We start from the raw sequence: 26118 nt of genomic DNA on the forward strand, positions 1-26118 counted from the left end.
CAAAGGAAAACACCATGGAACGCATCCAAAGCCAAGCACAGAACCAGAAGCAGGCCACCAGCCAGGGAACCGACGAAATCCAACTGGCAACCACCACAACCGACATCAACCACCAGGCTGTCTCCGAAATCGATGACCTCCTAGCCGAAATCGATGGTGTCCTCGAGGAAAACGCAGAAGACTTCGTCAAAGGATTCGTCCAAAAGGGCGGCCAATAAGAGCCCCAGGCCCCACCCACACCCCTCAACCAGCGGCAAGGACACAGATGGAACGCAGAATATTCGGAATCGAAACAGAATTCGGTATCCGCTACATACCCCGTGGGCTCGGCCCCCTCTCACCCGAAGAAGCAGCCCGAAAGCTCTTCAAACCCGTGGTCGACACCTGGCGCTCATCGAATGTCTTTCTTCCCAACGGGGGACGACTCTACCTCGACGTAGGCTCCCACCCCGAATACGCCACCGCAGAAACCGCCTCAATCCGCGACGCCCTTACCCAAGACAAAGCGGGGGAGTACCTGCTCAATGACCTGGTCAACCAAGCACAAGACCATCTCGAAGCAGAGGGCTACAAGGGCCAAATCTTTCTCTTCAAGAACAACGTAGATTCGGCCGGCAACTCCTTTGGCTCCCACGAAAACTACATGCTCGAACGCAAAGTAGAATTCTCCCGGCTCATGCGATCGCTCATACCCTTCCTCATCACACGCCAAATCATCGTAGGCGCTGGCAAAACCCACCCCCAAGGCCCACCCCAATGGGGCGGATGCACCCTCGGAACCCCAGGGCACCCCAGCTACTCCTTCTCCCAACGGGCCGACTACATCTGGGAAGGCTCATCAACCGCCACCACCCGAGCCCGCCCTATCATCAACACCCGCGATGAACCCCACGCCGATGCCTCTCTCTACCGCCGCATGCACGTCATCAACGGCGACTCCAACATGTCACAGGCAACAACCCTGCTCAAACTCGGAGCCACCGAGCTTGTCCTGCGCATGCTCGAAGACTACTACCCCCTGAATACCTACGACATCAAAGACACCGCAACCGCCCTGCGCGTCATCTCCCACGACCTCACCGGCACCGCCATCTTCGATCTGTCCAACGGCACCCAGGCCAACGCACTCACCCTACAACGCCACTACCACCAAGCGGCCACCCAATACATTGAGCACAAAGGCCCCCACCACCCCGATGTCCCCTATGTACTCGACCTCTGGGGGCGGGCCCTTGACGCGGTTGAAACAGGCGACACATCCCTCATCGACACTGAAATCGACTGGGCCATCAAGAAAAAACTTCTGGACACCTATATTGCGCGGGGCGCTCAGGGGTATGACGACCCCAAGATTCAACAGCTTGATCTTGCCTATCATGATATTGACCCGGAGCGCGGCATCTTTGGGTTGCTCAGCCGTAAGGGCCTTATCAAGAACTTGGTCGAGCAAACCGACATAGCCCATGCGGCAGTCAACCCACCAGCAACACGCGCTGCACTTCGTGGCCGCTTTATTAGCGCCGCCAGAGCCGCGGGGGAGCCCTTTACCGTTGACTGGGTTCACCTGAAGCTCAACAACAGACCCCAGCACACCATCATGTGCAAAGACCCGTTTGAAACTCAAAATAGCCAGCTAGATGAACTGCTCAGTTCTCTAGGGCACAAGGAAAAACAGACCTGGCAGACCCCGTTTATTTAGTGGATATTAGCAATTTTTCAGAACTCAACCAGGTCTATCAGATAGTATGAACCCGGTTAAGAATCCCGTCATATTTGGCAGACCCTAGAAAGTGAACCCCCGTGAAGAAAAAGTCAACCCTCATCCTTTCAAGTGCAGCCGCGCTCGCTTTGGCGCTGTCGGCCTGCGGCACTGGCTCAAGCAACAGCTCGAAGCTCTCAGATGTCAACTACTCCATGAACGGTGCAACAGCTCAGCCATCAGTCTCTTTTGCTACCCCCTTTGCGGCTTCTGATGCTGAAGCCTACAAGATTTCTGATGGTGAGGGTGAAACCATTAAGGACGGCGACACCCTGCTCGTTGATGCCACTGTCTTTAACGGTGCAGATACGAGTGCCCTTGATAGCACTTACGCTAGCAATCCCATGATTATCCCTGTCGGCGAAAGCCTGAAAACAGCGGCTCCCGAGCTCTACGAGATTCTGGTTGACTCCAAAGTGGGTGTATCTTTCTCATACACCACTAACATCGACGCTACATCCACCGCAACAGCTTCGGCTACACCGACTGTCTCACCCGGTACAGCAACCAACGTTGAGGTCTACACGGTTTCAGGCAAGCTACTGAAGAGCGCTGAAGGTCAGGCTAAGGAGAAGAAGTCAACCGCGCTTGAATCTTTCTCGCTCACCGATGACGGTACTGCTACCCTCAAGCTTGCTGAGGATCGCGGGGATGCACCCACCGAGCTCTATACCGAGGACTTAATCACCGGTAACGGCCCGGCTATTACCGAAACCGATACTGTTTACGTCAACTATGTCGGTGCGACCTGGTCTGACGGCGCTGAGTTTGATGGAAACTACGGCAAGACTCCCGCTGGTCTCTCTCTTTCACAGGTTATTGAGGGCTGGAAGAAGGGTCTAGCTGGCAAGACCGTTGGCTCCCGTGTGCTTCTCATTATTCCGAGCGAGCTGGCATACGGTGAAGATGCCGCTAGCTCGGGTGCCCCTGAAGGTGCCCTGGTCTTTGTCGTTGATATTGTCGGTAGCGCTCCTTCTCGTGCAGAAGCTTCTCCCTCCGCTACCGCTGAATCTGCTCCCGCGTCCGCTGAAGCAACAAGCACTGAATCCGAATCTGCTGAAGCTTCAGCCTCAGCGAGCGAATAATACTTTAGAAGGGTAATAATCTTATGTCTTTTGGTCAGCGCAAACTTGATCGCACTAAGCCAGAAATTGATTTTCCGGAAGGTGGCGTGCCCGAAGAGCTCGTTATCATCGATGAAATTGAGGGTGCCGGCGATATCGTCGAACCCGGTGACACAGTTTCTGCGCATTATGTTGGTGTTGCCTTTTCCACCGGTGAAGAATTTGATGCCTCGTGGGGTCGAGGGGAACCGCTCCGCTTTCAGGTAGGTGTTGGTATGGTTATTCGCGGTTGGGACCAGGGCCTGCTTGGCATGAAGGTTGGTGGACGCCGTCGTCTGGAGATTCCTAGCGATATGGCCTATGGCGAGCGCGGTGCCGGTGCTGCAATTGGCCCCAATGAGTCACTGATTTTTGTTGTTGATCTGGTCGATGTCACCAAGCGGTAAGGCCTAACAGGTTCAGTAAAAATCTGTGTTTAGCCCCCGGACAGCTCAGTCCGGGGGCTATCTTTGTATATGTGACTTCAAAAGCTGTGGAACGTTCATTAGCGCTCTTAGAAGTGCTTTCTGCTATGCCCCGGGGTGTTGAACGTGAAGAAATTAGGTGGCGTGTACCGGGCTATCGTAGTTTAGGAACGCTCGCGGCTTTTGAAAGAACTTTTGAGAGAGATAAACAGGTTTTACGTGCTTTGGGTATCAGCTTGGTCGCTGAGCGTGATCCATCGGTTGAGTCGGGTTTTATCTACCGTGTTGAGCGGAGGGTTCCTGCTGCGCCGGTTAGTTTCTCTTTGATTGATTGTGCTGTTTTGAATCGCTGTGCTCGTGCCTGGGAGGGAACCGACCTTGAACGTCAGGTGCGTTCAGCTTTGCTTAAACTTGGGACTTTAACTGGCTATGGTATCCAGGAGGATTCTGGGGAAGTGGCACGCTTTACGGCGGGGCCTGGTTTATCAGAGTGCCTTACGTCCTTGGCAGAAGGCAAGGGCGTTAGTTTTTCCTACGGGGCGTCGTCCGAGAGCCGAAAATTATTCTGCTGGGGCTTGGGTTTGCGTTTCGGGCACTGGTATGTGACAGGTTGGGATGCTGATCGTAGGGAGCGGCGCCTCTTTAGGCTTGATCGTATGAGCGATGTCAAGGTTCTTGCTCTTGAAGGGCCGCTGCCACCGGCAGGATTTAGCATGATAGAGGTGCTGGAGCAGCTAAGTTCGGCAGAAACTCCACATGTCCTGACGGTGCCCCTCAGCGATGATGGCGCAGATTCAGAGGTTCAGCAGGTTCTTGTCTCACCGTCGTTTGGGGTCCTTGAATCTGCACGTAGCGCTCTTGCACAAGGCAGGACCCACATGGTGGGTGAGATAGCTAGCTACTCTGTTGGGGCAACAATAGATACCGGGTACCAGGCTGAGGTAGCTCGAGCAGAAGAGCAGTTGCGTTCAGAGCTGTTGGCTTGGCACCGGCAGACTCCGCAGCTTACTTCGCCGTCCAACCCAAAAGAGTGGAAGCCCATTGCGCCACAGCGTTCTCGTGAAAGCGCTTCAGAGCAGTTGGTCAGATTGCTTCTGATGGTGAACCTGGTGTCTGAGAAAGAGGGTATGTACCTTGCAGAGATCGCAGATTTCTTTGATATGCCGGAGCGAAAGATCCGTACAGAGCTTGAGAATCTCTCCTACAGTTTGAACTATGATTCTCTGGAGGTGGAGATCAGGAGCGACGGGTTTGTTACAGCTTCTGGGCGGCCGTTGATTACCTCAGGTGTAAGGCTCACGGAAGCTGAATCTCTGGTTCTAGTCCTGGCGCTTGAGCTGATTGCGAGTTCAGAAGCCAGCAAAGTGTATTCGCTCCTGAAGTTTAAGCTCTGGTCAGCGCTGGGCAATGATGATCAGAGGGGGAGTAAGTCCCTTCAGAATCGTGTTGCTGTTTATCAGGCGGATATCGATGCTGAGCTGGCGTATGCTCTGGAGCACCGTGTTCCTTTAAATATCACTTATCGCTCGCGTAAGGGCACAAGTAGCAGAACGATTGAGCCGGTGAGCCTGGTTATCGATAACGGGCCAAAATATGTTAAGGCCTGGTGCCGAACTGCCAGGGAATATAGAAATTTCTCTCTTGGCTCGATTCTTGAAAGTCGTTTAGCTTTGGGGCAAGTCTACGAACACCAGCCTGAAAGTGATAGCAGCTCTCCACGCGAGTGGCTCAGAGAGCTCGTGGGTAGTAAGGGTGCTGGGCAAGAGATTGAACTTGTTCTTCCCTCAGATATCTCAGGTGGCCACCGGGAGAAATCTGTTGCCTTGCTCAATAGATATTCGCGGGAAGTCGCTGAAACATCCCAAGGGCTTTTTTATCGCCTATCAGTGGTTTATATGTCGTGGTTCTTTGATTTTCTGGTTGAGCTTGGGCCAACCGTATTTGTGCTCTCACCAGTGAAAATACAAAAGGAACTGGTAAGTCATATAGAAACCACGGGTATGGGTAAAAGCTGAGTATCTGCCATAGATGAGTGTACAAAGAATCACTGCAAGCCTAGAGCTAAATGTCCTGCTCTCTCTTGGTGATTGGCATATATAATGAGGGGTATGCCTTGGTGGTTTTGGATAGTCCTATGGAGTGCACTGGTTGTGTGCTCCCTTGGTGTACTAGCCTGGCTTTTGTACCGTGTCTTCAAGAAGGCAATGCAGGCTATTGATGCGGCCCAGGAATGGGAGAACGATATCAATAGCCAGCTAGGGCAGGCAAGGGTTGTCGGTTCGGTGGATAAAACTACTTCGCCGGCTTTCTTCACACCTGTCAGAGCGGCATATTCGGATTATGTCCAGGGCAAAAATACTCGAACGCTCGACCGCGCCCAGCGTCGCACTCAACGCCGCAGCGAACTCGGTCAGCCCCAACTCATGGGAGACCTTAAACGTCTCCAAGAAAGGTGACGAACGTGTTTGGTAATCTCGCTTCTCATCCTGGCCACCTCCTTATTCTCGCTATCATCATTATTCTGCTTTTCGGTGCTCCCAAGCTCCCCGGCATGGCTCGTAGCCTGGGTCAGTCGATGCGCATCTTCAAGTCAGAGGTCGATGGTCTCAAGAAGGATTCTAAGAAAGATAACACCACAGTTGCCGGATCTACTACTGATGACGTAGTTTCGGGCGAAGTTATCAATAACCCCACCAACACTGATCAGAACAAGGGCCTCTAAGTTAGAGACTCCTTGGTTCTTTTGAGCGTTTTTGAGTAAATATCACAGCCCGTACCCAGGATTAGTGGGTGCGGGTTTGTGGGGTTCCACTGAAATAGCAGAAGGCTATGATGGCGAAAAAACATAACCGGAAGAACAACCCTCAGGCAACCATGGCCCTGAGTGAGCACTTCCGTGAGTTCCGTTCCCGGCTCATTAAAGCGGGCATCGCGACCATTATCTGTGCTGTGGCAGGTTTTTTCCTCTATCAGCCTTTCATGGAAGCTATTAGTGCTCCTGTCTATGCAATCAATATTGAAAGCGGTCGGACAGCTGCGCTCAACTACGCGACTGCTACCTCACCTTTTGATCAGCTAGTGAGGGTATCGCTGTACATTGGTCTAGTTATTGCCAGCCCCGTCTGGATTTATCAGCTGTGGGCTTTCATCACACCGGCCCTCTACCGCAAGGAAAAACTCTACACCCTGAGTTTTGTCTTTACAGCCATTCCGATGTTTCTGCTAGGCACGGCGCTGGCCTGGTGGGTTTTGCCTACAGCGGTTGAAACCTTGACCATGTTCAGCCCAGATGGGGCTACTAATTTTTTTACAGCCGATGTCTATGTCGGTTTTGTGGTTAAGTTCCTGCTTGTTTTCGGTTTATCATTTGTCCTTCCAGTTGTCTTGGTTGGTCTAAACTTTATTGGCTTGATTCGGGGCAAAACTATTCTCAAGTCTTGGCGTTGGGTTGTTGTGGTTGTTGGCTTGCTGGCAGCTATTGCGGCTCCCGGTAACGACATCATGTCTATGCTCTACCTAATGCTTCCTCTACTCTTTTTCTTCTTTGTGGCCATTGGCATTTCCATGCTCAATGACAAGCGCAGGGATCGGAGGAACGCCAAGCTTGCAGAGGGCCTGGCACACGATCAACTTAGCCGAGCAACTAGCGCTGAAGAACTTGAGCGGCTTGGTCGAGAAAATCTCTAGTTTTAAGTAGACCCCGGTAGTTTGTTTACCGGGGTTTTTGCTTATCCGCCTTAGGCCGAAACTGGCCGTAGGAACCCTGAGTGGCCTCCGGTCCCTCTAAGATGGACTGTATGGCTAGCTATGCTGAACAATATCTTCGCTCACAGGAGCGCGCTGCTCAATCACGTACGGTCCTGCACAGATTCGAACAGACCTTAGAATTCCCCCTCGATAGTTTTCAGCGTGAGGCCTGCACCTCGGTTGAAAATGGTAGGGGAGTGCTGGTTGCAGCCCCAACAGGTGCCGGCAAGACTATTGTTGGCGAATTTGCTATCTATTTAGCCTTGAAACAGGGCAAAAAGGCTTTTTACACAACCCCCATTAAGGCACTGAGTAATCAGAAGTACCATGACCTTGTTGACCTTTATGGTCATGAGGCTGTGGGCCTGCTGACAGGTGACACCTCCATCAATTCTGAGGCGGACATCCTTGTGATGACCACCGAGGTTCTCCGTAACATGCTCTATGCTGGGTCGGCGACCCTTCAGAATCTCGGGTATGTCGTTATGGACGAGGTTCACTACCTAGCTGACCGCTCGCGGGGCGCTGTCTGGGAAGAAGTTATTATCCACCTACCGGAACACATCTCTGTCATCGCTCTCTCGGCAACTATCTCTAACGCAGAAGAGTTTGGGGCCTGGCTCGACATGGTGCGCGGGAGCACCGATATCGTTGTGTCCGAACACCGCCCAGTGCCGCTGTGGCAGCATGTGATGGTGGGCAAACAGCTCCTGGACTTGTTCATCGGAGAGACTACAGTTGAGGATGCTGCCAACTCTGCTGAAATTCCGGCTGTTAATCCTGAGCTGGTGAAGCTGAGCCGTAGGCCGCGTTCTAGGAGCGGGCGGCAAGAAAAGTCTTTTTCCCGCTTGGGCAGGGGACGGCGGGGTAAATATGAAGAAGGGTGGGAAAAAACACGACACAGCGCTGAGGATATAAGGCCTCAGAGAGTTTCTCGCCCGCAGATGATTCGGGCTTTGGACCGTGACGGTCTGCTACCCGGTATCTGTTTTATTTTTTCAAGGGCCGGTTGCGATGCGGCCGTATCTCAGTGCATTGACGCCGATGTTAGGCTGACGACCGATTCTGAAGCTCAAACAATTCGCGCATACATCGCAGAGGCAACGTCATCTCTTGATACATCGGATCTTGCTGTTCTTGGCTTCTACGAGTGGCGAGAGGGACTTACCCGAGGGGTGGCTGCACACCATGCTGGCCTGCTACCTGTCTTCAAGGAAGTCGTGGAAACGCTCTTTTCTCAGGGGCTCATCCGCATGGTGTTCGCAACTGAGACTTTGGCTTTGGGGATCAATATGCCTGCCCGCTCTGTGGTCTTAGAAAAGCTCACCAAATTTAATGGTGAAACCCATGTCGATATTACGCCGGGGGAGTACACCCAGCTGACAGGAAGGGCAGGCCGTCGAGGGATCGATATTGAGGGTCACGCTGTTGTCCTGTGGCGTCCTGGTCTGGAACCTCAACAGGTAGCTGGCCTGGCCTCAAAGCGCACCTATCCTCTCAATTCGTCCTTCAAACCGACCTACAATATGAGTGCTAACCTGCTTGCCCAGTTTGGTGCGGAACGTACAAAGAAGATTCTTGAAAGTTCGTTTGCCCAATACCAGGCAGATAAGTCAGTTGTAGGTATTGCCCAGCGGGTGCGCAAGAACGAGAAAGCTCTTGCAGGTTTTGAGGAAGCCATGACATGCCACCTGGGTGATTTTACCGAATACGCATCGTTGAGGCGGGAGCTTTCTGAGCGTGAAAAGAAAGCTGCCAAGGGCCGCTCACGCCTGCAGCAGTCACAGGCCATCGCCTCGATTCTTGATTTGCTTCCTGGCGATATCATCGAGATTCCCGAGGGCCGGAACGCAGGACCAGCTGTGGTACTCTCGCGGGCAGAATCTTTGGAGAACCCCAGGCCTTCAATCCTGACCCTCAAAGCTCAGCTAAGGCGCCTTGATCCGCGTGATCTCGATGGCCCTATCCTACCTATCTCCAAGATCAAGGTATCCAAGAAGTTTACGGGCAAGACCCCCAAGGAACGCCGTGATATGGCCTCAAGAGTTCGCGAGGCTCTCTACCATGAATTACCCGCGCGTAAAGGCTCACAGAAAAAATACTTTAGTGAACGCGATACCGGAGAGTCACAGGCAATCGATAGCTTGCGTAGCTCATTGCGTAATCACCCCTGCCACGGTTGTTCAGAGCGAGAAAACCACGCCCGGTGGGCCGAACGATGGTACAAGCTATCGCGGGAGACAGATGGGCTCCGCCGCCAAATTCAAAGACGTACCAATACAATTGCCCAGGTCTTTGAGCGCATCACGCTGCTTCTTGCCGACTTTGGTTATGTCGATTTCAATACTGGTGAGCATACACTGACCTCTCGTGGCGCATCACTGCGTCGCATCTACGGTGAGAAAGACCTTCTGACCTCTCTGTGCCTTGAAGACGGTTTCTTGCAGGGGCTAGACCCAGCAGCAACTGCCGCTGTTGTGTCATCCTTAGTCTACGAAGCTAAACGAGAAGAATTCGGGCTACTGTCTCGCTATCCATCCTCGGGAGTTGAAGAGGCCCTCATGAAGGTCCTGAAACATTGGAGCACTCTCAACGATGCAGAAAAACTTCATCAACTACCACAGACCTCATCACCCGATTTCGGTATGGTCTGGCCAATTTATCAGTGGGCACGCGGCCGCAACCTGGATCGAACCCTGTCACAGTCGGACCTCGCTGCGGGTGACTTTGTCAGGTGGACTAAACAGGTTATTGATAGTCTTGACCAGATTGCCCACGTATCGAGTACAGATCCACAGCTTCGCACCCAATGCGAGGCTGCAATTAACCTTTTGCGGCGAGGCGTCGTTGCAACCCAGTTCTAGGACATCGAACAGAAAGGAACGCTCACAATGAGCACACAGGTATTTCTGAACGGTTCGGTCTACAGCCCGGCAGATCCTTTTGCTACTGCCATGGTTGTGGCCCAAGGGAATGTGGAATGGGTTGGGCAAGATGCTGGTGCTCGCTCTATTTTGGACCCCTCCATGCGGTGCACTGATTTGAGCGGTAACCTGCTGGCCCCGGCTTTTGCCCTTGCGGCCTTGAGCGCAGAACCTGATCAGGTTGCTGACTTGCTCGATACCTTGACTCAAGCCGGGTACATTTCAGCAAATGTGATGCTAACTGATTCAACAGGCAGGTTTGAACAGAGCCCAGCAACAAGGGTGAGGTATTACCTACCAGCTAGTAAGCTCAACACCGGGCAGCACCCAGACCCTGCAGTCAAGGGTATCTACTGCCTGGATTCAGCTGAAGCTACGGCTCAGGCCCTCGAATTTGCTACGTCTCACCGACTCAACCTGGTTGCCGTACCCGCAGATGACTCGGTTGCCGAAGAATTTCTGGATAAGCTCGCTGGCATGGATTCGCTGGCCCGTATGAGGATTAGCCCCTGCCTGGGTGGGCTCCAGTCATTGGATATGTCCCTGATTGAGCGTGCAAAAGACCTCAATGTCAGCCTTGGGTTCTCATCAGACTTTGACCAATCCCATAATTCCTATAGCCATGCTCTGTCGGCTGGAGCATCGGCTGTGCTGGGCTCTGACCCGCTAAGACCACCTTTTGCCCTGGGCTGGGAATTAATGAACCGTGCGGTTAACCCTGAGCAAGATGACACGGCTGTGTCTGCGCGTGCGGCTTTTCAGTCTATGACTCGCGCGGTCTATCGGGCGCAGGGAGAGAATAATCCTTGGTGTGGGCAGTTAGTGCCGGGGGCACCCGCACACTGTGCGCTGTGGAAAGTTACTGAACTGATGGTGCAGACCCCGGACTCAAGAATTTCTGCCTGGAGCACAGATCCCCGCGCGCGAACACCCCTGCTACCTGTATTAGCTGATGATGTCTCTCGCCCTGAACTCGTAGCACTGTATAACTCCGGACAAAAATTGGATAAGGGTAACAAATCGATGAGAGGTATTTTGTAACCCGGTGGAACTCAATAAAGGATACAATGAGAGACTGGTTCAAGTAACCGACCTGTTCCGCAGGCCAGCATAAGGAGACCGCATGCGAGTTTTGACTATTATCCCAACCTACAATGAGAAGGAAAACCTTCCCATGGTGGTGGAGCGCCTTCGCGCTGCTGTACCTGCCTGCGATGTCCTCGTCGTCGATGATAGTAGCCCCGATGGCACCGGTGACCTAGCTGACTCCATGGCCGAGAAAGATCACCAGATCAAGGTCCTGCACCGCACAGTAAAGGACGGGCTGGGTGGGGCATACCTAGCCGGTTTTGCCTGGGGCCTTGAAGCAGGGTATGACGTCCTAATCGAAATGGACGCTGATTGCTCCCACCAGCCTGAACAGCTTCCTCTCCTTCTGCGAGCCATTGAGCAGGGCGCAGATTTAGCTATTGGGTCCCGCTACGTTCCCGGCGGAAAGACCAAGAACTGGCCGGCGCACCGGCAGATTCTCTCACGGGGTGCAAACATGTACACCCGTTTGATTCTGGGTACCAAAATCAAAGACATCACAGCAGGTTATCGCGCCTATAAGAGCGGGGCTCTGAAAGGTCTTAACCTTGAGGGGATTGACTCTAAAGGTTATGTTTTCCAGGTTGACCTGGCCTGGCGCTCCGAGCAAGCCGGGCTTAAAATTGTTGAGGTTCCTATCACCTTCGTGGAACGAGAAATCGGTAGCTCTAAGATGGACGGTAACATCATCCTTGACTCAATGACTAAGGTAACCCGCTGGGGTCTGACTGCCAGGGCTGAGCGTATCCGCAAACTTATCAAGAAATAAGGAAGAGCTTTTCACGGAATAAAGATGAGAAGGGCCCCACCGAACTTACCCGGTGGGGCCCTTCCTCATCTTGAGAAGAAATCTATTTATAGGGAGTGACGCTCTCTGTAGACGTCAAGACGCCGTTGCAGAGTTTCTTCTAACTCTTCTACGCTGCGACGCTCAAGGAGCATATCCCAGTGAGTCCTAATGGGCTTATCAGCACTTTCTTCAACTTTGCCGTCACCAGAAACTAGGTGCGCTTCTTTGCCTGACTTAGCAGTCCAGGTCGCGGGAATCTCGGCTTCCTGTGAAAAAGTAACGAAAACACGCTCACCGTTTTCAGTGCGGTACTCAACGCGCTGGCGAGGAGCGGGCTCCACACCTGATTCGGTTTCCATGGATTGTGAACCCAGGCGCATACCGCGCAGGCTGCGATCGCTCATTTTTTTCCTCCAAGAACGGTGATCTTAATTGTTTGTTGGTTTCTAACCGCCCCTATAGACCGGCTAGAAACCAACAGACCGAGTATCCATTATAGCTTCCGTTTAGTGTGAAGCGTTAGGTATATCGGTTGCGCCAAGAGATGATTCTGCTCCATCCTGTGAAATCTCATCGATAACATCGTCCAGGCCGCTGTCGAGCTTATCCAGATTGGGGTTAAGATCCTCCGGGGTGACCTTAATAACCGGGGTGTCAATCAATGGTGAAGATGGGGGAGTAGCTCCCTCTTCTTCAGCTGTCGCAGTGTCTTGATCGTTCCCGGCATCAGGGTTGAATGCCTTACCGATTCCACGGAGTGCATCCCCCAGCTCAGTGGGGATAAACCACAGCTTGTTTGCATCGCCCTCGGCTAGCTTGGGCAGGGTCTGGAGGTACTGGTAAGTCAGGAGTTTCTGGCTGGGGTTTGAAGCATGAATTGCACGGAAGACCTTCTGAATAGCCTGGGCTTCACCGTCTGCACGCAGAATAGCTGCCTTGGCATCGCCCTCGGCGGTCAGAATCTGTGACTGCTTGGCGCCTTCGGCTCGTAGAATTGCAGCGCGGGAATCACCTTCAGCAGTCAGAATCTGTGACTGCTTCTGACCTTCAGCGGTCAGAATTGCAGCGCGGCGATCACGCTCAGCGCGCATCTGCTTTTCCATGGAGTCCTGAATGGAGTGAGGGGGCTGAATCTCTTTGATGTCAACACGGGAGACGCGGATGCCCCAGCGTCCGGTGGTGTTATCAAGTACTCCACGGAGCTCAGCGTTGATTTTGTCTCGCGAAGTCAGTGTTTGTTCAAGGTTGAGCCCGCCAACGACGTTACGGAGGGTGGCGCTGGTGAGCTCATCGACAGCGTGGATGTAGTTGGTGATTTCGTAGGTTGCTGCCTTGGGGTCGGTTACCTGGAAGTAGACAACGGTGTCGATACCTACAACCAGATTATCTTCGGTAATGACTGACTGCGAGGGGAAAGAGACAACCTGTTCACGCAGGTCGATCAGGGGTAAGACACGATCGATAAAAGGGACGGTGACATGGAAACCGGGGGTAAGGGTCGTGTGATATTTGCCCAGCCTTTCAACAATCCCAGCGCGTGCCTGCGGAATAATGCGGACAGCTTTAAGAAGAATAATGAGTACGAGGACAACGAGGGCCGTCAGGATGAAGCCCGTTGTGAGTAGTGGTGCAGTCAATTTCTTACCTTCCAGTAAAGGTTTAATTGTTAGCTAGTGTTTAATGAAACTTTCTTAAGATAAATATGCTGTGGCGCCCCGAATTTCTGTAACAGTTGCTTTAGAGCCCTCAGGTAGAATCTTTTCTGCTGAAGCCGGGCGCGCGGTCCAAATATCGCCATAAATCATTGCAAGCCCGCTGTCGGTAGTGACTGTCTGGGTTATTAGGGCCTGGGCGCCAACCAAGCCTGCTGTGTTCATCGGCGTATCTGGTGAGCTCTGGTGGAACTTCCGAATCAGCGGAGGCCGAAGCCCAAGGAGTAAGCCAATACTCACGAGGGCAAATAGGACAACTTGGCCTACAAATGAATCAAGGAAAGGCGAAAGACCTGCAGCAGTAAGTGCAGAAATAGCCATCATGAGAAAAACGAAATCCAGCATGAGGATTTCAATGATAGCCAGAAGGATTGCAACCAAGAGCCAGAAGGCCCATAGATGCTCAGCAAACCACTCGATCATGTATTTTCTCCTGCGTTACCTATAGTCCTTCTATTCTCCTCAAAACCTGGAAGGATACCAACAGTCGTGCGTAACATGACGCCGAAAATTGACTGAAGTTAGGGTTCAAATTGATGTTTTCATAGAGCCGATAATATACATTATGTAAAGTAAAGCTTGAAAAGCTCCCCTGGGTGACCTAGACCCTGCCCTGCACCGACTTCCTCAGCTTTGAGATAGCTTGATAGGTTACAGTGGTAACCATGTTAAGTTCTGTCAATTCAGGTAAATATTTTTCTCAGCTAACTCGGCTCGGAATTGATTTTGTCTTGGTTCTTATTTTCGTTGCGATTGGTTTGACCAGCCATCAGGAAACCCTGAGTAAACTCCCGGTAACCGCCCTGCCTTTTGTGCTGGCCGTGCTTGCTGGTCATGTTGGTGTTTGGGCTGTCAAAACCCGCAGGCAACTGCCCCTTATTTTAGAAGGCTTCATGCTCTGGGTAACCACCTTGGTCTTGGGCCTTGGATTGCGCCTCTCGTTTGGAGACACCGCCGCAACACCCTTTATCATCGTTTCAGCGGTTACACTTCTCCTATTTTTAGTTGGTTGGCGCTGTGTTTTGCTGGCTCTGCGCCGCAAGCAATAGACTCAGGCGCACAGCAGCAAGGCCCCGAGTTACACTCGGGGCCTTGCTCTTGCTCTACTGGGCCTGGCTCTTGCTCTACTGGGCCTGGCTATAAGAAATCCAGCGATCGAGAGTATCAGTGGCTTTGCCTGATCCAATAGACTCCCTGGCTTGCTCTAGTGCAGCTTCGAATCGCTGGCTGAAGGGTTGATCGTCTACTTTATGGAAGGCAACGATTCCCGCTGCTGCATTGAGAATAACGGCATCCAGGATTGGCCCGGGGTGTCCGCCCAGTGTCTCACGTACTACCTGAGCGTTATATTTTGCGTTACCACCTCGTAGATCTTCCAGTCTGCCAAGCTTGAAACCAAATTCAGTGGGATCGATTTCTAGGGGCTTCACTCCCCCATCGACGGCTTCAAAACCGTAGGACTTACCTGTAATAGTAATTTCATCGAGGCCGTCTCCGCCCCTAAAAATAAGCGCATGATTGCCGCGATTGGCAAAGACCTGGGCCATCTTCTGGGCCATAGCCTGGTTGGAAACACCAATAGCAGAAGACCGCACTTTTGCGGGATTGGTCATGGGGCCTAGATAGTTGAATGCGCACGGAACCCCGAGTGCCCGCCTAACGGGTGCTAGGTAACGCATTGATGGGTGAAATACCTGTGCGAATAAGAATGTAATACCAGCCGAATCCAAGGCTCCTGCAACATCCTTAATCTTAAGGTCTAGATTTATACCAAGCTCGGAGAGCACATCCGCGCTTCCGCTCATTGAAGATGATGCCCTGTTGCCATGCTTGATAACCGGAATACCGGAACCTGCCACAACTAACGAGGCCATAGTGGATATATTGACGGTATTTTGTTGATCGCCACCGGTTCCTACAATATCAACTGCCTTGTGGGTGATTTCAATGGGGCGAGCCTTATCAAGCATTCCCTCCGCTAAAGCATTAAGCTCTGCAGAAGTCTCGCCTTTAACGTGAAGTCCAATAAGAAATGCAGCCAGTATGCCTTCTGGAGTTTCACCCTCCATCATCTGATCCATGGCCCAAGCAACTTCAAACGGTTCAAGCTCTTGATGGGCTATGAGCTTGGTGAGTATCTGTTTCCAGGTGATATTGGGTGTCATGCTCCTTATTCTACGTATATCAGCTAGCTAAGCCTTCTATCCTCTATGGATTAAGGAACAGGTAAATAGAAGCTGTGAGGCTCTCTGATGCGGCATGGTTACGCGAGTTTTACAGACAGTGTGTCTGATATCTCGTGATGAAAGCCCCAGAAATGCAGGGGCAAGCGCAAGATTTACAACACACCTACCCCTAAACCCCCTCTCCTATTGGTTCAAGGGCTGTTTTACAGACATAATGTCTATGTGACAACTGCAACCCATACTCCAAGTAAGTCGGCTCATGCCACTCTTAATCGACCCAACCAGGTAGCTGTAGGCACCGTTGTTTGGCTCGCTTCTGAGGTCATGTTTTTTGCCGGCCTGTTCGCAATGTACTTCACTCTGCGTGCATCTCGACCCGATATTTGGGCCGAGAACTCCGTGCACCTTGAAGTCCCGCTAGCTCTTGCCAACACCATCGTGTTGGTCTTGAGTTCTGTTACCTGCCAGTTTGGTGTATTTAAAGCTGAACAGCTCAAGCCCCGTCGTACCGGATCACTTTTCAACATCCGCGAATGGGGCATGGTTGAATGGTTCCTCTTGACCTTCATCATGGGCGCCTTCTTCGTTTCTGTTCAGGCCTTCGAATACGCAAATCTCGTAGCTGAAGGCATGACCATCGCTTCAAGCGCCTACGGTTCAGCTTTCTACATCACCACCGGTTTCCACGCGCTACACGTTACCGGCGGCCTTATCGCATTTTTGCTCATCATTGGCCGTGCTTATGTAGCAAAGCGTTTTGGTCATTACGAAGCAACTTCAGCAATCGTTGTTTCTTACTACTGGCACTTTGTAGACGTCGTCTGGATCGTTCTGTTCCTTGTTGTCTACTTCCTCAAGTAACCGGTAACCGCTAAAAATAATCCCAAATAGCACACACACTAAGGAACAACGACGTGAAGGCACTTTCTCAAAAGCGACGCCATCCGCTTGCAGCTCTCGTCTTGCTTGCTCTCGCGCTGATTCTTTCTGGAGGCCTGTACTCTGTTGCAACGGCTACCAACGAAGCACAGGCTGCAACAAGCACGACTTACACCAGTGATGATATTGATGCTGGGCAGAAGCTGTTTTTGGCTAACTGCGCTACCTGCCACGGCACAAACGCCGAGGGTTCTGTTGACGGACCCAGCCTGATTGGTGTTGGCGCTGCAGCCGTTGACTTCCAGGTCGGCACAGGTCGTATGCCTATGCAGATGCAGGGCGTGCAGGCTCAAATGAAGCCTGGCCAGTTTAATGAAAAGCAGACCAAGCAGCTTGCTGCTTACGTAGCTTCGCTGGGTGCTGGCCCCACTATCCCCGAAGCTGAATACCTGGACGTATCGCAGGGCGATGCAGCTAACGGTTCAAAGGTGTTCCTTGCTAACTGCGCAATGTGCCACAACGCTGCAGGCGTTGGTGGTGCTCTAACCCGCGGTAAGTTTGCACCTACCCTGATGGGCGTATCCGAGCAGCATATCTACGAGGCCATGGAAACTGGCCCTCAAAACATGCCTGTATTTAACGATGCAAACATCACCCCTGAAGAAAAGCGCGATGTCATTACTTACCTGAAGTCTCAGGAAGTTAACGCATCTGTTGGCGGTTTCAAGCTTGGCTCACTCGGCCCGGTATCCGAGGGTCTGCTCATCTGGACACTTGGCCTGGTCATTGTTATTGCTTTTACCCTCTGGCTAACTTCACGAGCTGCATAAGCTCACGCACACACATTAATTTCGTACTAAGGAAGATTTGAGGCAACACATGGGAAACCATAGTGACGGCGCACACGAAAATGCTGCCGTAGTTACCTCTCAAGAGGCAAGTAAGGAGAAGTTCCCCAACCCGGGGCTTCCCCCGCATGCTCCGCGACTCACCGACGTCGATCCCAAAAAAGCTAAAGGTGCTGAGCGACAGGTAGTTCTACTATTCGTCATCTCAATGCTGGGTTCACTGCTCTTTTGGTTCGGCTACTTCGGGATTGAGGTAACCGGCAACTTCTACGATGTCATGAACCCCGAAGCAAACAACATGCTTCGCCTGCAGAACCTCCTGCTGGGTCTAGGTATCGCATTTGCCATGTTCGGTATCGGCATCGGTATCGTCCACTGGGCACGCTCGCTCATGCCCGACCATGAAATGGTCGAAGAGCGTCATGCAGTCACCTCTGAAGAGGATCGAGCTGAGGCACAGGAAATCGTTGAAACTGTGATCGAGGAATCAGGCATCAAACGACGCCCGCTTCTGCGAAACACACTCATCGGCTCTGTAATCCTCGCTCCCCTGACATTCGTCACCCTGTTCCGGGACTTGGGCCCGGCTGATCCTTCAGTACTGAAGTACACACTGTGGGATAAGGGCGTTCGCCTTGTGCGTGACCCCTCGGGTACGCCTATCAAGGCTTCCGATGTCACTCTAGGCTCCGCCTACCACGTACTGCCTGAGACCCTGTCAAGCCTTTCTCATGAAAATGGATATCTTGAAGAGAAGGCAAAAGCAGTAGTGCTACTGATGCGCCTAGATCCTGACGAGCTCAACGTGTCCCCGGGCCGCGAGGACTGGAACGTCGATGGCATTATTGCCTACTCAAAGGTTTGTACGCACGTCGGCTGCCCTATCGCGCTCTATGAACAGCGGACCCATCATCTACTCTGCCCCTGCCACCAGTCGACCTTCGATGCGGCAAATGAGTGCGAGGTTGTATTCGGTCCGGCAGGTCACGCCCTACCTCAGCTGCCCATCGCAGTTGATGAAGAAGGCTACCTAATCGCTCAAAGCGATTTCCATGAACCCGTAGGCCCCGGCTACTGGGAACGCGCACAGCAAATCAAGGAAATGGCAGGTGAAGCGTAATGTCTACTTCATTGCAAAATGACTACAAGGCAAAAACCTCAACGGGAAAGATCGCTCAATATGTCGACCAGCGGGTTGGTGCCTCCGGCATCATCAAGGAGTTCGGCCGTAAGATCTTCCCAGATCACTGGTCATTTATGTTCGGTGAGGTTGCCCTTTACAGCCTAGTAATCCTGATTATTTCGGGAACCTTTCTGACCTTCTTTTTCAACCCCACCATGGTCTCCGTAACCTACGATGGTTCCTATGTGCCCATGAAGGGCACGCACATGTCTGCAGCCTACGCCTCTGCCCTGGATATCTCCTTTGATATCCGCGGTGGACTCCTCATGCGTCAGATCCACCACTGGGCGGCTCTGATGTTTATGATGGCTATGTCAGTACACATGCTACGTGTCTTTTTCACCGGCGCCTTCCGACGCCCCCGTGAACTAAACTGGGTTATAGGAACTGTCCTGCTGATCATCGGCATTCTCGCAGGCTTTACCGGCTACTCCTTGCCTGACGATGTTCTTTCGGGCAATGGTTTGAGGATCATCGACGGTATCTTCAAGTCCATACCTCTGGTTGGTACTTACATCTCTCTTTTCTTCTTCGGTGGAGAGTTCCCCGGCGATGCCGTAATAGGTCGACTTTACAGCCTGCACATCATGATCATCCCAGCTATGCTCCTCTTGCTGGTTGCCATTCACATGTTCATGGTTGTACTTCATAAGCACACCCAGTACCCTGGGCCTGGCCGGACTGAAAACAATGTCGTTGGCTTCCCTGTCGGTCCTGTTTATGCAGCAAAGGCTGGCGGTTTCTTCTTCATCGTTTTCGGTATCATTGCCTTCCTGGGTGCGACCTTTACCATCAACGCTATCTGGAACTACGGCCCCTACGATCCCTCACCTGTACAGGCAGGAACCCAGCCTGACTGGTATGTCGGCTTCGGCGATGGCGCTCTTCGCCTGTGGCCCGGGGTCTGGCCCTGGCCCTGGGAGTTTGAGTTCCTTGGTGGAACCTGGGTTCTCAATGTTCTTCTCCCCTTTGCCTTGATGGCTGGTTCCGTCATGATGGCCATGGTCTTCTGGCCCTGGATTGAACGCTGGGTTACCAAAGACGATCGTGTTCACAACATCCTTGATCGCCCCCGGAATGCCCCGTTCAGAACTGCTTGTGGTGTAGCTGGTATTACTGCCTACTCATCCCTCATGATTGCTGCAAGCTCGGACCTCATTGCAACCCATTTCCATGTCTCACTCAACGATGTGGCCTATTGGTTGCGTGCCTCCTTTGTCCTGGGCCCCATTATTGGGTTCCTGCTCACTCAGCGCATTTGCCTGTCGCTTCAGCGTAAAGACCGTGAGCTGGTTCTGCATGGTGTTGAAACAGGTAAGGTTGTTCAGCTGCCCCACGGCGAGTTCATTGAGGTTCACAAGCCTATTGATGAATACCGCCGCTACGAGCTGGTTTCCTTTGAGTCACCTGCGCCAATTCCTGCTCAGCCCAATAAGAAGGGTAAGATCAGCTCGATTGAGAAGTTGCGTTCAGGCATCTCAAAGATTTGGTTCGAAGACCGCGTTCTTGCCGTCACCCCCACAGAACTAGAAGCTGCTCACCATGAGCATCACGGCGATCATGCTGTGACTGCTAGCTCTGCAGAATCAATCGAAAAGTAAATATAGGTTGTAGTTAGGTGTGGGGCATCCGCTTATGCGGATGCCCCACATTTGTTTAAAGCGGTTTAATCTGTAGCGGACGAGCTTTCTCTGCTGGTCTGCCTCAAGGGGCTTATTGTGGGTATAATCCCTGCTACTCCCCTAGGCCTGGAACCGATACTGGAAGCTCAATAGATGGGCGCAAACCTTAGTGCTCGGATCATGAGTGATCTGTTTGAAAAACAGTTTGTGTTAGAGACGGTGTGTCTTGCTGCCACACAAGCTCCTTGGGCGCGAAGATGCCTTCTGGGCTGTTCTGGGCTGTTCTGGGCTGTTCTGGGCTGTTCTGGGCTGTTCTGGGCTGTTCTGGGCGTCGCTTAGCCTGGTGATCATGCAAAAAGCCTCCTGCATAGGATTGCACTAGAGTTGGAGCCCCTTAGCGAGGTTTTCAATTCGCCCCTACTAGATAGGCCCATACGGCTAGACAACCAGCTCTATCTGGCGAAAGGTAGTCATAAAACTCTAATCAATTGAAGCTAAGAGCTAAGGACTCCGTACCCCCAGAAGGTAAAAAGAAAAACCAAACAATACAGGGGGGGGAACTTGCCCCCAGGCGCACCGGCAACCTCGCACAGATTTAACATGGCTTCAATACACCACTTGCAGGGAATCAAACCTTCTCATCAGCGCTCTCCCGCTAGATTTTCAAGCCAGCTACCATCACTACTCCCCCCGACAGGAAAGTACCAAACACATAAAAGCGGAGCCCATATCTTTTCAGATATGGGCTCCGCCTTACTTTTATGACCTATTGGCCCTTAGTGAGCGTGATCGCCACGGTTGTACTCATAGACCCAACCAATAACAGCGGTAGCGGCAAAAGGAATGGCCAGGAGAACAATCCACCAGTCAATTGCCAGACCGACTACAACAATGGTGCAAGCAGCGCCGATGAAGAGAGGCCACCATGACCACGGTGAGTAGAAACCATAGTCACCAGCGCCATCTGCAATCTCACCCTCAAGGTTTTCATAGGGCATATCGGGATGCCGCTTATCTGTGAACTTGAGGAAGAACCACAGGAACAAGCACATGACCGCAGTAGCCAGGATGGCCGGGAAGCCAGCCCACTCAGTGAAGTCAGTCATCACACCATAGACGATACCGACAGGAATGAGGAAGACACCGATCAGCCCAAAAATATTACCTAGAAGTTTCACGCATGTCTCCTATCGCTCGGTAGCCTGGCGGGCAGCCGCAGCAATATCGTGATTGGTTGATAGCTCGGGATGATGAAGATCCAGCGCCGGGCGTTCTGAACGGATACGGGGTAGAGCCGTAAAGTTATGGCGTGGAGGCGGGCAAGAAGTTGCCCACTCCAAGGAACCTCCAAAGCCCCAAGGGTCATCGACCTCAACACGCCTGCCTGAGCGAGCAGTTGTAAAGACATTCCAGAACCAAGGGATCATGGAGACAGCAAGAATCATTGAGCCAAAAGTTGAAAGCTGGTTCATCCAGGTGAAACCATCCTCAGGCATGTAGTCGGCGTAACGACGAGGCATGCCATCAACGCCCAGCCAGTGCTGAACGAGGAAGGTGGTGTGGAAGCCAATGAACAGCAACCAGAAGTGAATCTTTCCCAGACGTTCATTGAGCATCTTGCCAGTAAACTTAGGCCACCAGAAGTAGAGAGCAGCAAACATGCCGAACACCAAGGTACCGAAAATTACGTAGTGGAAGTGAGCAACCACGAAGTAAGAATCCGACAGGTGGAAGTCCAGCGGAGGGGTGGCCAGGATAATACCGGTGATACCGCCGAAGAGGAAGGTAATCAGGAAGCCAACAACCCAGAGCATAGGGGTTTCGAAGGTAATTGACCCCTGCCACATAGTGCCAATCCAGTTGAAGAATTTAACACCGGTGGGGATACCAATCAGCATGGTCATGAAGGAGAAGAAGGGCAACATGACAGCGCCAGTAACGTACATGTGGTGAGCCCACACGGTAACAGAGAGAGCGGCGATGGTAATGGTTGCGAAAATCAGGCCCTTGTAACCAAAAATCGGCTTACGAGAGAATACCGGGATAATTTCAGAGACAATGCCAAAGAAAGGCAGTGCCAGAACGTAAACCTCAGGGTGACCGAAGAACCAGAACAGGTGCTGCCAGAGAACGGCACCACCGTTTTCAGGGTCAAAGATGTGGCCACCGAGGCGACGATCCATGCCGAGCGCAAACAGAGCAGATGCAAGCGGCGGGAAGATCATGATGATGAGAATTGCGGTAATCAGTGTGGTCCAGGTGAACACCGACATACGCCACATCGTCATACCGGGGGCACGCATGCACAGAATGGTTGTCAAGAAGTTGACGCCACCCATGATGGTACCGAAGCCCTGCAGTGCCAGGCCAAAGATCCAGAGATCGCCACCTACGCTAGGGCTGTAGGTGGTGCTGTTCAGAGGTGCATAAGCAAACCAGCCGAACGAAGCAGCGCCCTGAGGCGTCAGGAAGCCTGCAATAGCTACCAAAGATCCAAACAGGAAGAACCAGAAGGCCAGGGAGTTCAAACGAGGGAAAGCAACGTCAGGGGCACCGATATGAAGCGGAACCAGTACGTTTGCGAAACCAGTGAACAGAGGCGTGCCAAACATCAGCAGCATGAGCGTGCCGTGCATGGTAAACAGCTGGTTGAACTGTTCCTTAGTCTGCAAGAGCTGCATACCGGGTGAGTAAAGCTCAAGGCGCATGAGTAGAGCCATGACACCGGCTAAGCAGAAGAAAATAAATGCTGCAATCAGGTACATGTACCCGATTGTTTTGTGGTCGGTGGAAGTCAGGCAATTGACGATGATGCGTCCCTTTGACTTGGGAACCACCCGCGGAACAACACTACCGGTTGTCTCCGCTGAGTACTCAAGAGTAGTCACGGGTCACCTCTTACTGGTTGGTGTTCATGTTAGGGTTACGGTTTTGCTCATCACCGAGGCGGCCTTCTTGACCGGAATCCCTCAGTGACTGGATGTAAGCGTCGTAGTCTTTCTGGCTGACTACCTTTACGTTGAACAGCATCTCTGAGTGGTATTCCCCACAGAGTTCGGCGCACTTACCCTGGTAGGTGCCAGGCTCGCTACCGGTGGTGAAGTACATGTGGTTAGTCATACCGGGGATGGTGTCGCGCTTCTCAAGGAAGGCGGGGACCCAGAATGAGTGAACGACATCATGAGACTTAAGCTGAATGTCCACGGTTGAATCCACGGGCAGGTAGAGAGTGGGGAGTGTTTCCTCAACTCCTACCTGGCCTTCCTTATCCAGGCGAGCCTGAACACCAGCAAAGTAGACATTTTCGTCGATGTAGTTGAAGTCCCAGGACCACTGCTTACCGTAAACCTCAATAGTTACGTCAGCAACATCCGACTTGGGAGCAGTAATCTCACGCTCCGCTTTATCGGAGAAGGTGAAGAAGCTGACAATCAAGATGATGGGGATTGCGGTGTAGAAAATTTCCAGGGGAAGGTGATAGCTCACCTGGCGAGGATAACCGGTTTCGTACTTGCGGCGACGGTAGGCGATAAGGCACCAAATCATGAGACCCCAGGTGACCAGACCAACTGCCAGTGCAGCGATCCAGGCACCAATCCAGAGCTCCATGATGGTATTTGCGTTATCGGTAACACCACGCCTGGTGGGCAGCCAGCCCACCTTTGCCTGTTCTGAACAACCGGTCAAGAGCAGCGCAGAAGCTGCTGTGGCAAGGACAAGTGCCTTGCCCTTCAGCCCCTTGCTGCTGGTTCGATGCTGCGAACTCACAGACGGCCCTTCCTGTAGCGATGTGCGTGCCACCCGGTGCTGTGTATGGACAGCAAGAATCCAGGTGTTAAATCTTTCATTACGAGCTTACCCTCAAATGGGCGTAAAAAGTGACAATCTGTCACCTAAGCAACGTGTCATTTCACAAGTATTTCACTATTAAAAGCAGAAAGAGGGGCGCACCCACGGTGTGCCCCTCCTGGTAAACAAGCAAGACTTAGTGGAAAGAATCTCCACAAGCACATGATCCCTGAGCGTTAGGGTTATCGATGGAGAAGCCCTGCTTCTGAATAGTGTCTTCAAAATCGATAGTTGAACCATCAAGATAAGGCACGCTCATGCGGTCCACGATAACCTCTACCCCATCGAAGTCACGGACAGCATCGCCATCAAGAACTCGCTCGTCAAAATAGAGCTGGTAAATCAGACCAGAGCAACCGCCGGGTTGAACTGCGATGCGCAGTCTTAAATCAGTGCGCCCCTCCTGCTCGAGCAAGCTGCGGACTTTGTCAGCAGCAACCTCCGTGAGATTGACACCGTGGGTGGGAAGTTCCGTGGAAACTGTTTCAGTCATTCCATGAATCCTTTCATTCGACTAATTTGCCTTTATCTTACGCCTTTATTAAATTTTGGGCGACCTGTTCGCAGGCCGGTCAACTGTTAGCAGTCAAGACATTGGGAGGAAATCATCAGCGCTTCAGCCAGGATGGCTTTTTTGAAGTCTGGCAAAAAGAGCGACTCATTGGCGCTGTGGGCCCGAGTGTCGGGGTCTTCAATACCTGTGATGAGAATCTGGGCGCTGGGGAAAACCTCAGTGAGTGTCGCGATAAAAGGAATGGACCCTCCTAAGCCGGTTTTAACGGGTTCCACCCCCCAGGCTTGGGCGAAGGATGCCAGCGCGAGCTGAGCACCGTCACCATCAACTTCACCCTTATACGGGCGTCCAGAATCTACAGCACTGTATGTAATCTCAGCCCCAAACAGGTTATTTTCTGCACAGTGTCGTGCCAAAGCAGAGTGAGCAGCTGCTGGGTCCTGGCCTGGCGCAAGACGAACGCTAATCCTTGCTTTAGCAGTCGCCGCAAGAGTATTGGCTGCTTCAGATACAGGAGTGATGTCCATGCCGATGACTGAAATAGCCGGCTGGGACCACAGGCGTGAAGTAATAGAGCCCTTACCAGCAAGTTTCATCGACTTGACGATACCCGAATCCGCCCTAAAATCTTCTTCAGAATATTCAACCTCAAGTTCAGGGGAAGAGATTAAACCTTCAACTGCAACCGAACCTTGAGGGTCATGGAGGGTGGCAAGCAACTGAATAAGAACCGTATTCGCGTCGAGAAGGGGCCCACCGAATACCCCTGAGTGAACGGCATGGTCACTAACCTTCACCGAGATATCACCGCTTGCAACACCTCGCAGACCCACCGTGAGAGCAGGAACTCCTGCCCGCCAGTTGGCTGAGTCTGCCACGACAATATAGTCACCTGAGAGCTTCTCACGGTAAGTTGCAATGAAACTATCGAAACTGGGTGAACCCGCTTCTTCTTCACCTTCAATAAAGAGGGTGACGCCGGCTCTAAAATCATCGCCCAAGACTGCTTTCACAGCTCTAAAAGCGGCCAGATGGGCGATAACTCCAGCCTTGTCATCGGCTGCCCCACGCCCAAAAAGTCTATCCCCCTTTTGCTGAGCCTTAAAAGGTTCTGTCTCCCAGAGTTCGAGATCACCGGCAGGTTGGACATCGTGGTGGGCGTAGAGAACAAAAGTGGGGTAGCCCGGGGCGGCAGACTTCGAAGCTAGAACTGCGGGCATGCCCTGCTGCCCCTTACCATAGGTAGCTGTCAGAACCTCTGCCGAGTCAAAGCCAGCGTCAAGCGCAAGCTCCTGAACCTTCTGAGCGCTCCGAGCAACTTCATCCAAATCAAAAGATTCCCAAGCCACCGAAGGAATAGCTACTAGTTCTGTCAGCTCCTGGACATATTGCTCGAATCGCTCATCAATGAAGCGAGCTAGTTCATCACGTGCCGAAAAATTAAAACATGTTGTTGTCATGTATCCCAGAATACGCCGAGCCACTATA

25 protein-coding genes are annotated in these 26118 nt (G+C 52.2%); 16 read left to right on the top strand and 9 right to left on the bottom strand.

Features of this window, described 5'->3' with window-relative positions; all coding sequences use genetic code 11:
- Positions 1 to 14 precede the first annotated feature (14 nt).
- The 11 genes from ACN08V_RS02980 (at position 15) to ACN08V_RS03030 (ending at position 11816) form a co-directional block, all read left to right on the top strand.
- Complete coding sequence (locus tag ACN08V_RS02980) at positions 15 to 218, top strand: ubiquitin-like protein Pup (protein WP_419104491.1); 204 nt, start codon at positions 15 to 17, stop codon at positions 216 to 218.
- A 47-nt stretch (positions 219 to 265) separates the two neighbouring features.
- A complete protein-coding gene (gene pafA / locus ACN08V_RS02985; RefSeq protein WP_419104492.1) occupies positions 266 to 1699 on the top strand; it encodes a Pup--protein ligase in 1434 nt (477 codons plus the stop codon).
- 101 nt (positions 1700 to 1800) lie between these two features.
- The gene (locus tag ACN08V_RS02990; RefSeq protein ID WP_419104493.1) at positions 1801 to 2844 is read left to right on the top strand and encodes an FKBP-type peptidyl-prolyl cis-trans isomerase; all 1044 of its coding nucleotides are present in this window, start codon (positions 1801 to 1803) and stop codon (positions 2842 to 2844) included.
- Between the two features lie 23 nt (positions 2845 to 2867).
- Positions 2868 to 3269, top strand: coding sequence for an FKBP-type peptidyl-prolyl cis-trans isomerase (locus ACN08V_RS02995; protein WP_419099713.1), 402 nt, complete (start codon positions 2868 to 2870; stop codon positions 3267 to 3269).
- An 86-nt stretch (positions 3270 to 3355) separates the two neighbouring features.
- Positions 3356 to 5302 carry a helix-turn-helix transcriptional regulator gene (locus ACN08V_RS03000; protein ID WP_419104494.1) on the top strand — a complete coding sequence of 649 codons (1947 nt, stop codon included), beginning with the start codon at positions 3356 to 3358 and terminating at the stop codon, positions 5300 to 5302.
- A gap of 189 nt (positions 5303 to 5491) precedes the next feature.
- Positions 5492 to 5743 carry a hypothetical protein gene (locus ACN08V_RS03005; RefSeq protein ID WP_419099711.1) on the top strand — a complete coding sequence of 84 codons (252 nt, stop codon included), beginning with the start codon at positions 5492 to 5494 and terminating at the stop codon, positions 5741 to 5743.
- 5 nt (positions 5744 to 5748) lie between these two features.
- The gene (tatA, locus tag ACN08V_RS03010) at positions 5749 to 6009 is read left to right on the top strand and encodes a Sec-independent protein translocase subunit TatA (protein WP_419099710.1); all 261 of its coding nucleotides are present in this window, start codon (positions 5749 to 5751) and stop codon (positions 6007 to 6009) included.
- 107 nt (positions 6010 to 6116) lie between these two features.
- Positions 6117 to 6974 (top strand): twin-arginine translocase subunit TatC, encoded by an 858-nt coding sequence (gene tatC / locus ACN08V_RS03015; RefSeq protein ID WP_419104495.1) that lies wholly within the window; start codon positions 6117 to 6119, stop codon positions 6972 to 6974.
- Between the two features lie 110 nt (positions 6975 to 7084).
- Positions 7085 to 9898, top strand: coding sequence for a DEAD/DEAH box helicase (locus ACN08V_RS03020; RefSeq protein ID WP_419104496.1), 2814 nt, complete (start codon positions 7085 to 7087; stop codon positions 9896 to 9898).
- A gap of 27 nt (positions 9899 to 9925) precedes the next feature.
- The gene (locus ACN08V_RS03025; RefSeq protein ID WP_419104497.1) at positions 9926 to 10999 is read left to right on the top strand and encodes a hypothetical protein; all 1074 of its coding nucleotides are present in this window, start codon (positions 9926 to 9928) and stop codon (positions 10997 to 10999) included.
- Between the two features lie 82 nt (positions 11000 to 11081).
- Positions 11082 to 11816, top strand: coding sequence for a polyprenol monophosphomannose synthase (locus ACN08V_RS03030; protein ID WP_419104498.1), 735 nt, complete (start codon positions 11082 to 11084; stop codon positions 11814 to 11816).
- Between the two features lie 86 nt (positions 11817 to 11902).
- Here ACN08V_RS03030 and ACN08V_RS03035 read toward each other — a convergent pair whose 3' ends face one another.
- The 3 genes from ACN08V_RS03035 to ACN08V_RS03045 all read right to left on the bottom strand — a co-directional run bounded on the left by ACN08V_RS03035 (position 11903) and on the right by ACN08V_RS03045 (position 13972).
- Positions 11903 to 12241: an RNA polymerase-binding protein RbpA gene (locus tag ACN08V_RS03035; protein ID WP_419099705.1), complete on the bottom strand. Its 339-nt coding sequence runs from the start codon at positions 12239 to 12241 to the stop codon at positions 11903 to 11905.
- A 102-nt stretch (positions 12242 to 12343) separates the two neighbouring features.
- Complete coding sequence (locus tag ACN08V_RS03040; RefSeq protein WP_419099704.1) at positions 12344 to 13474, bottom strand: SPFH domain-containing protein; 1131 nt, start codon at positions 13472 to 13474, stop codon at positions 12344 to 12346.
- A gap of 54 nt (positions 13475 to 13528) precedes the next feature.
- Entirely contained in the window at positions 13529 to 13972 is a 444-nt protein-coding gene (locus ACN08V_RS03045; protein WP_419104499.1) for an NfeD family protein, read from the bottom strand.
- 242 nt (positions 13973 to 14214) lie between these two features.
- Between ACN08V_RS03045 and ACN08V_RS03050 the strand changes: the two genes are divergently transcribed.
- On the top strand, positions 14215 to 14598 hold the full coding sequence (locus ACN08V_RS03050; RefSeq protein ID WP_419104500.1) for a DUF3054 domain-containing protein: 384 nt from the start codon (positions 14215 to 14217) through the stop codon (positions 14596 to 14598).
- Positions 14599 to 14673: 75 nt separating this feature from the next.
- Here the strand turns inward: ACN08V_RS03050 and trpD are convergent, their stop codons facing one another.
- Positions 14674 to 15714, bottom strand: coding sequence for an anthranilate phosphoribosyltransferase (trpD, locus tag ACN08V_RS03055; protein WP_419104501.1), 1041 nt, complete (start codon positions 15712 to 15714; stop codon positions 14674 to 14676).
- A 243-nt stretch (positions 15715 to 15957) separates the two neighbouring features.
- On the opposite strand from trpD, the gene ACN08V_RS03060 reads away from it, so the two are divergent.
- From ACN08V_RS03060 to ACN08V_RS03075, 4 genes are read left to right on the top strand one after another with little or no spacing between them, the layout of a single operon-like run.
- On the top strand, positions 15958 to 16596 hold the full coding sequence (locus ACN08V_RS03060) for a cytochrome c oxidase subunit 3 (protein ID WP_419099700.1): 639 nt from the start codon (positions 15958 to 15960) through the stop codon (positions 16594 to 16596).
- Positions 16597 to 16649: 53 nt separating this feature from the next.
- Entirely contained in the window at positions 16650 to 17444 is a 795-nt protein-coding gene (locus ACN08V_RS03065; protein ID WP_419099699.1) for a c-type cytochrome, read from the top strand.
- Positions 17445 to 17493: 49 nt separating this feature from the next.
- A complete protein-coding gene (locus ACN08V_RS03070; RefSeq protein WP_419099698.1) occupies positions 17494 to 18582 on the top strand; it encodes a Rieske 2Fe-2S domain-containing protein in 1089 nt (362 codons plus the stop codon).
- Positions 18582 to 20246 carry a cytochrome b gene (locus ACN08V_RS03075; protein ID WP_419104502.1) on the top strand — a complete coding sequence of 555 codons (1665 nt, stop codon included), beginning with the start codon at positions 18582 to 18584 and terminating at the stop codon, positions 20244 to 20246. Before ACN08V_RS03070 ends, ACN08V_RS03075 begins: the two co-directional genes overlap by 1 nt.
- Positions 20247 to 21043: 797 nt before the next feature.
- Here ACN08V_RS03075 and ACN08V_RS03080 read toward each other — a convergent pair.
- The 5 genes from ACN08V_RS03080 to ACN08V_RS03100 all read right to left on the bottom strand — a co-directional run bounded on the left by ACN08V_RS03080 (position 21044) and on the right by ACN08V_RS03100 (position 26090).
- Entirely contained in the window at positions 21044 to 21445 is a 402-nt protein-coding gene (locus ACN08V_RS03080) for a cytochrome c oxidase subunit 4 (protein ID WP_419099696.1), read from the bottom strand.
- A 9-nt stretch (positions 21446 to 21454) separates the two neighbouring features.
- A complete protein-coding gene (ctaD, locus tag ACN08V_RS03085) occupies positions 21455 to 23155 on the bottom strand; it encodes a cytochrome c oxidase subunit I (protein ID WP_419104503.1) in 1701 nt (566 codons plus the stop codon).
- Between the two features lie 10 nt (positions 23156 to 23165).
- Positions 23166 to 24035: a cytochrome c oxidase subunit II gene (coxB, locus tag ACN08V_RS03090; protein ID WP_419099694.1), complete on the bottom strand. Its 870-nt coding sequence runs from the start codon at positions 24033 to 24035 to the stop codon at positions 23166 to 23168.
- Positions 24036 to 24252: 217 nt separating this feature from the next.
- Positions 24253 to 24609, bottom strand: coding sequence for a HesB/IscA family protein (locus ACN08V_RS03095; RefSeq protein ID WP_419099693.1), 357 nt, complete (start codon positions 24607 to 24609; stop codon positions 24253 to 24255).
- An 86-nt stretch (positions 24610 to 24695) separates the two neighbouring features.
- Entirely contained in the window at positions 24696 to 26090 is a 1395-nt protein-coding gene (locus tag ACN08V_RS03100; RefSeq protein ID WP_419099692.1) for a M20/M25/M40 family metallo-hydrolase, read from the bottom strand.
- Positions 26091 to 26118: the final 28 nt, after the last annotated feature.

It is taken from the genome of Rothia sp. P5766, from assembly GCF_048513555.1.
Classification (GTDB): Bacteria; Actinomycetota; Actinomycetes; order Actinomycetales; family Micrococcaceae; genus Rothia.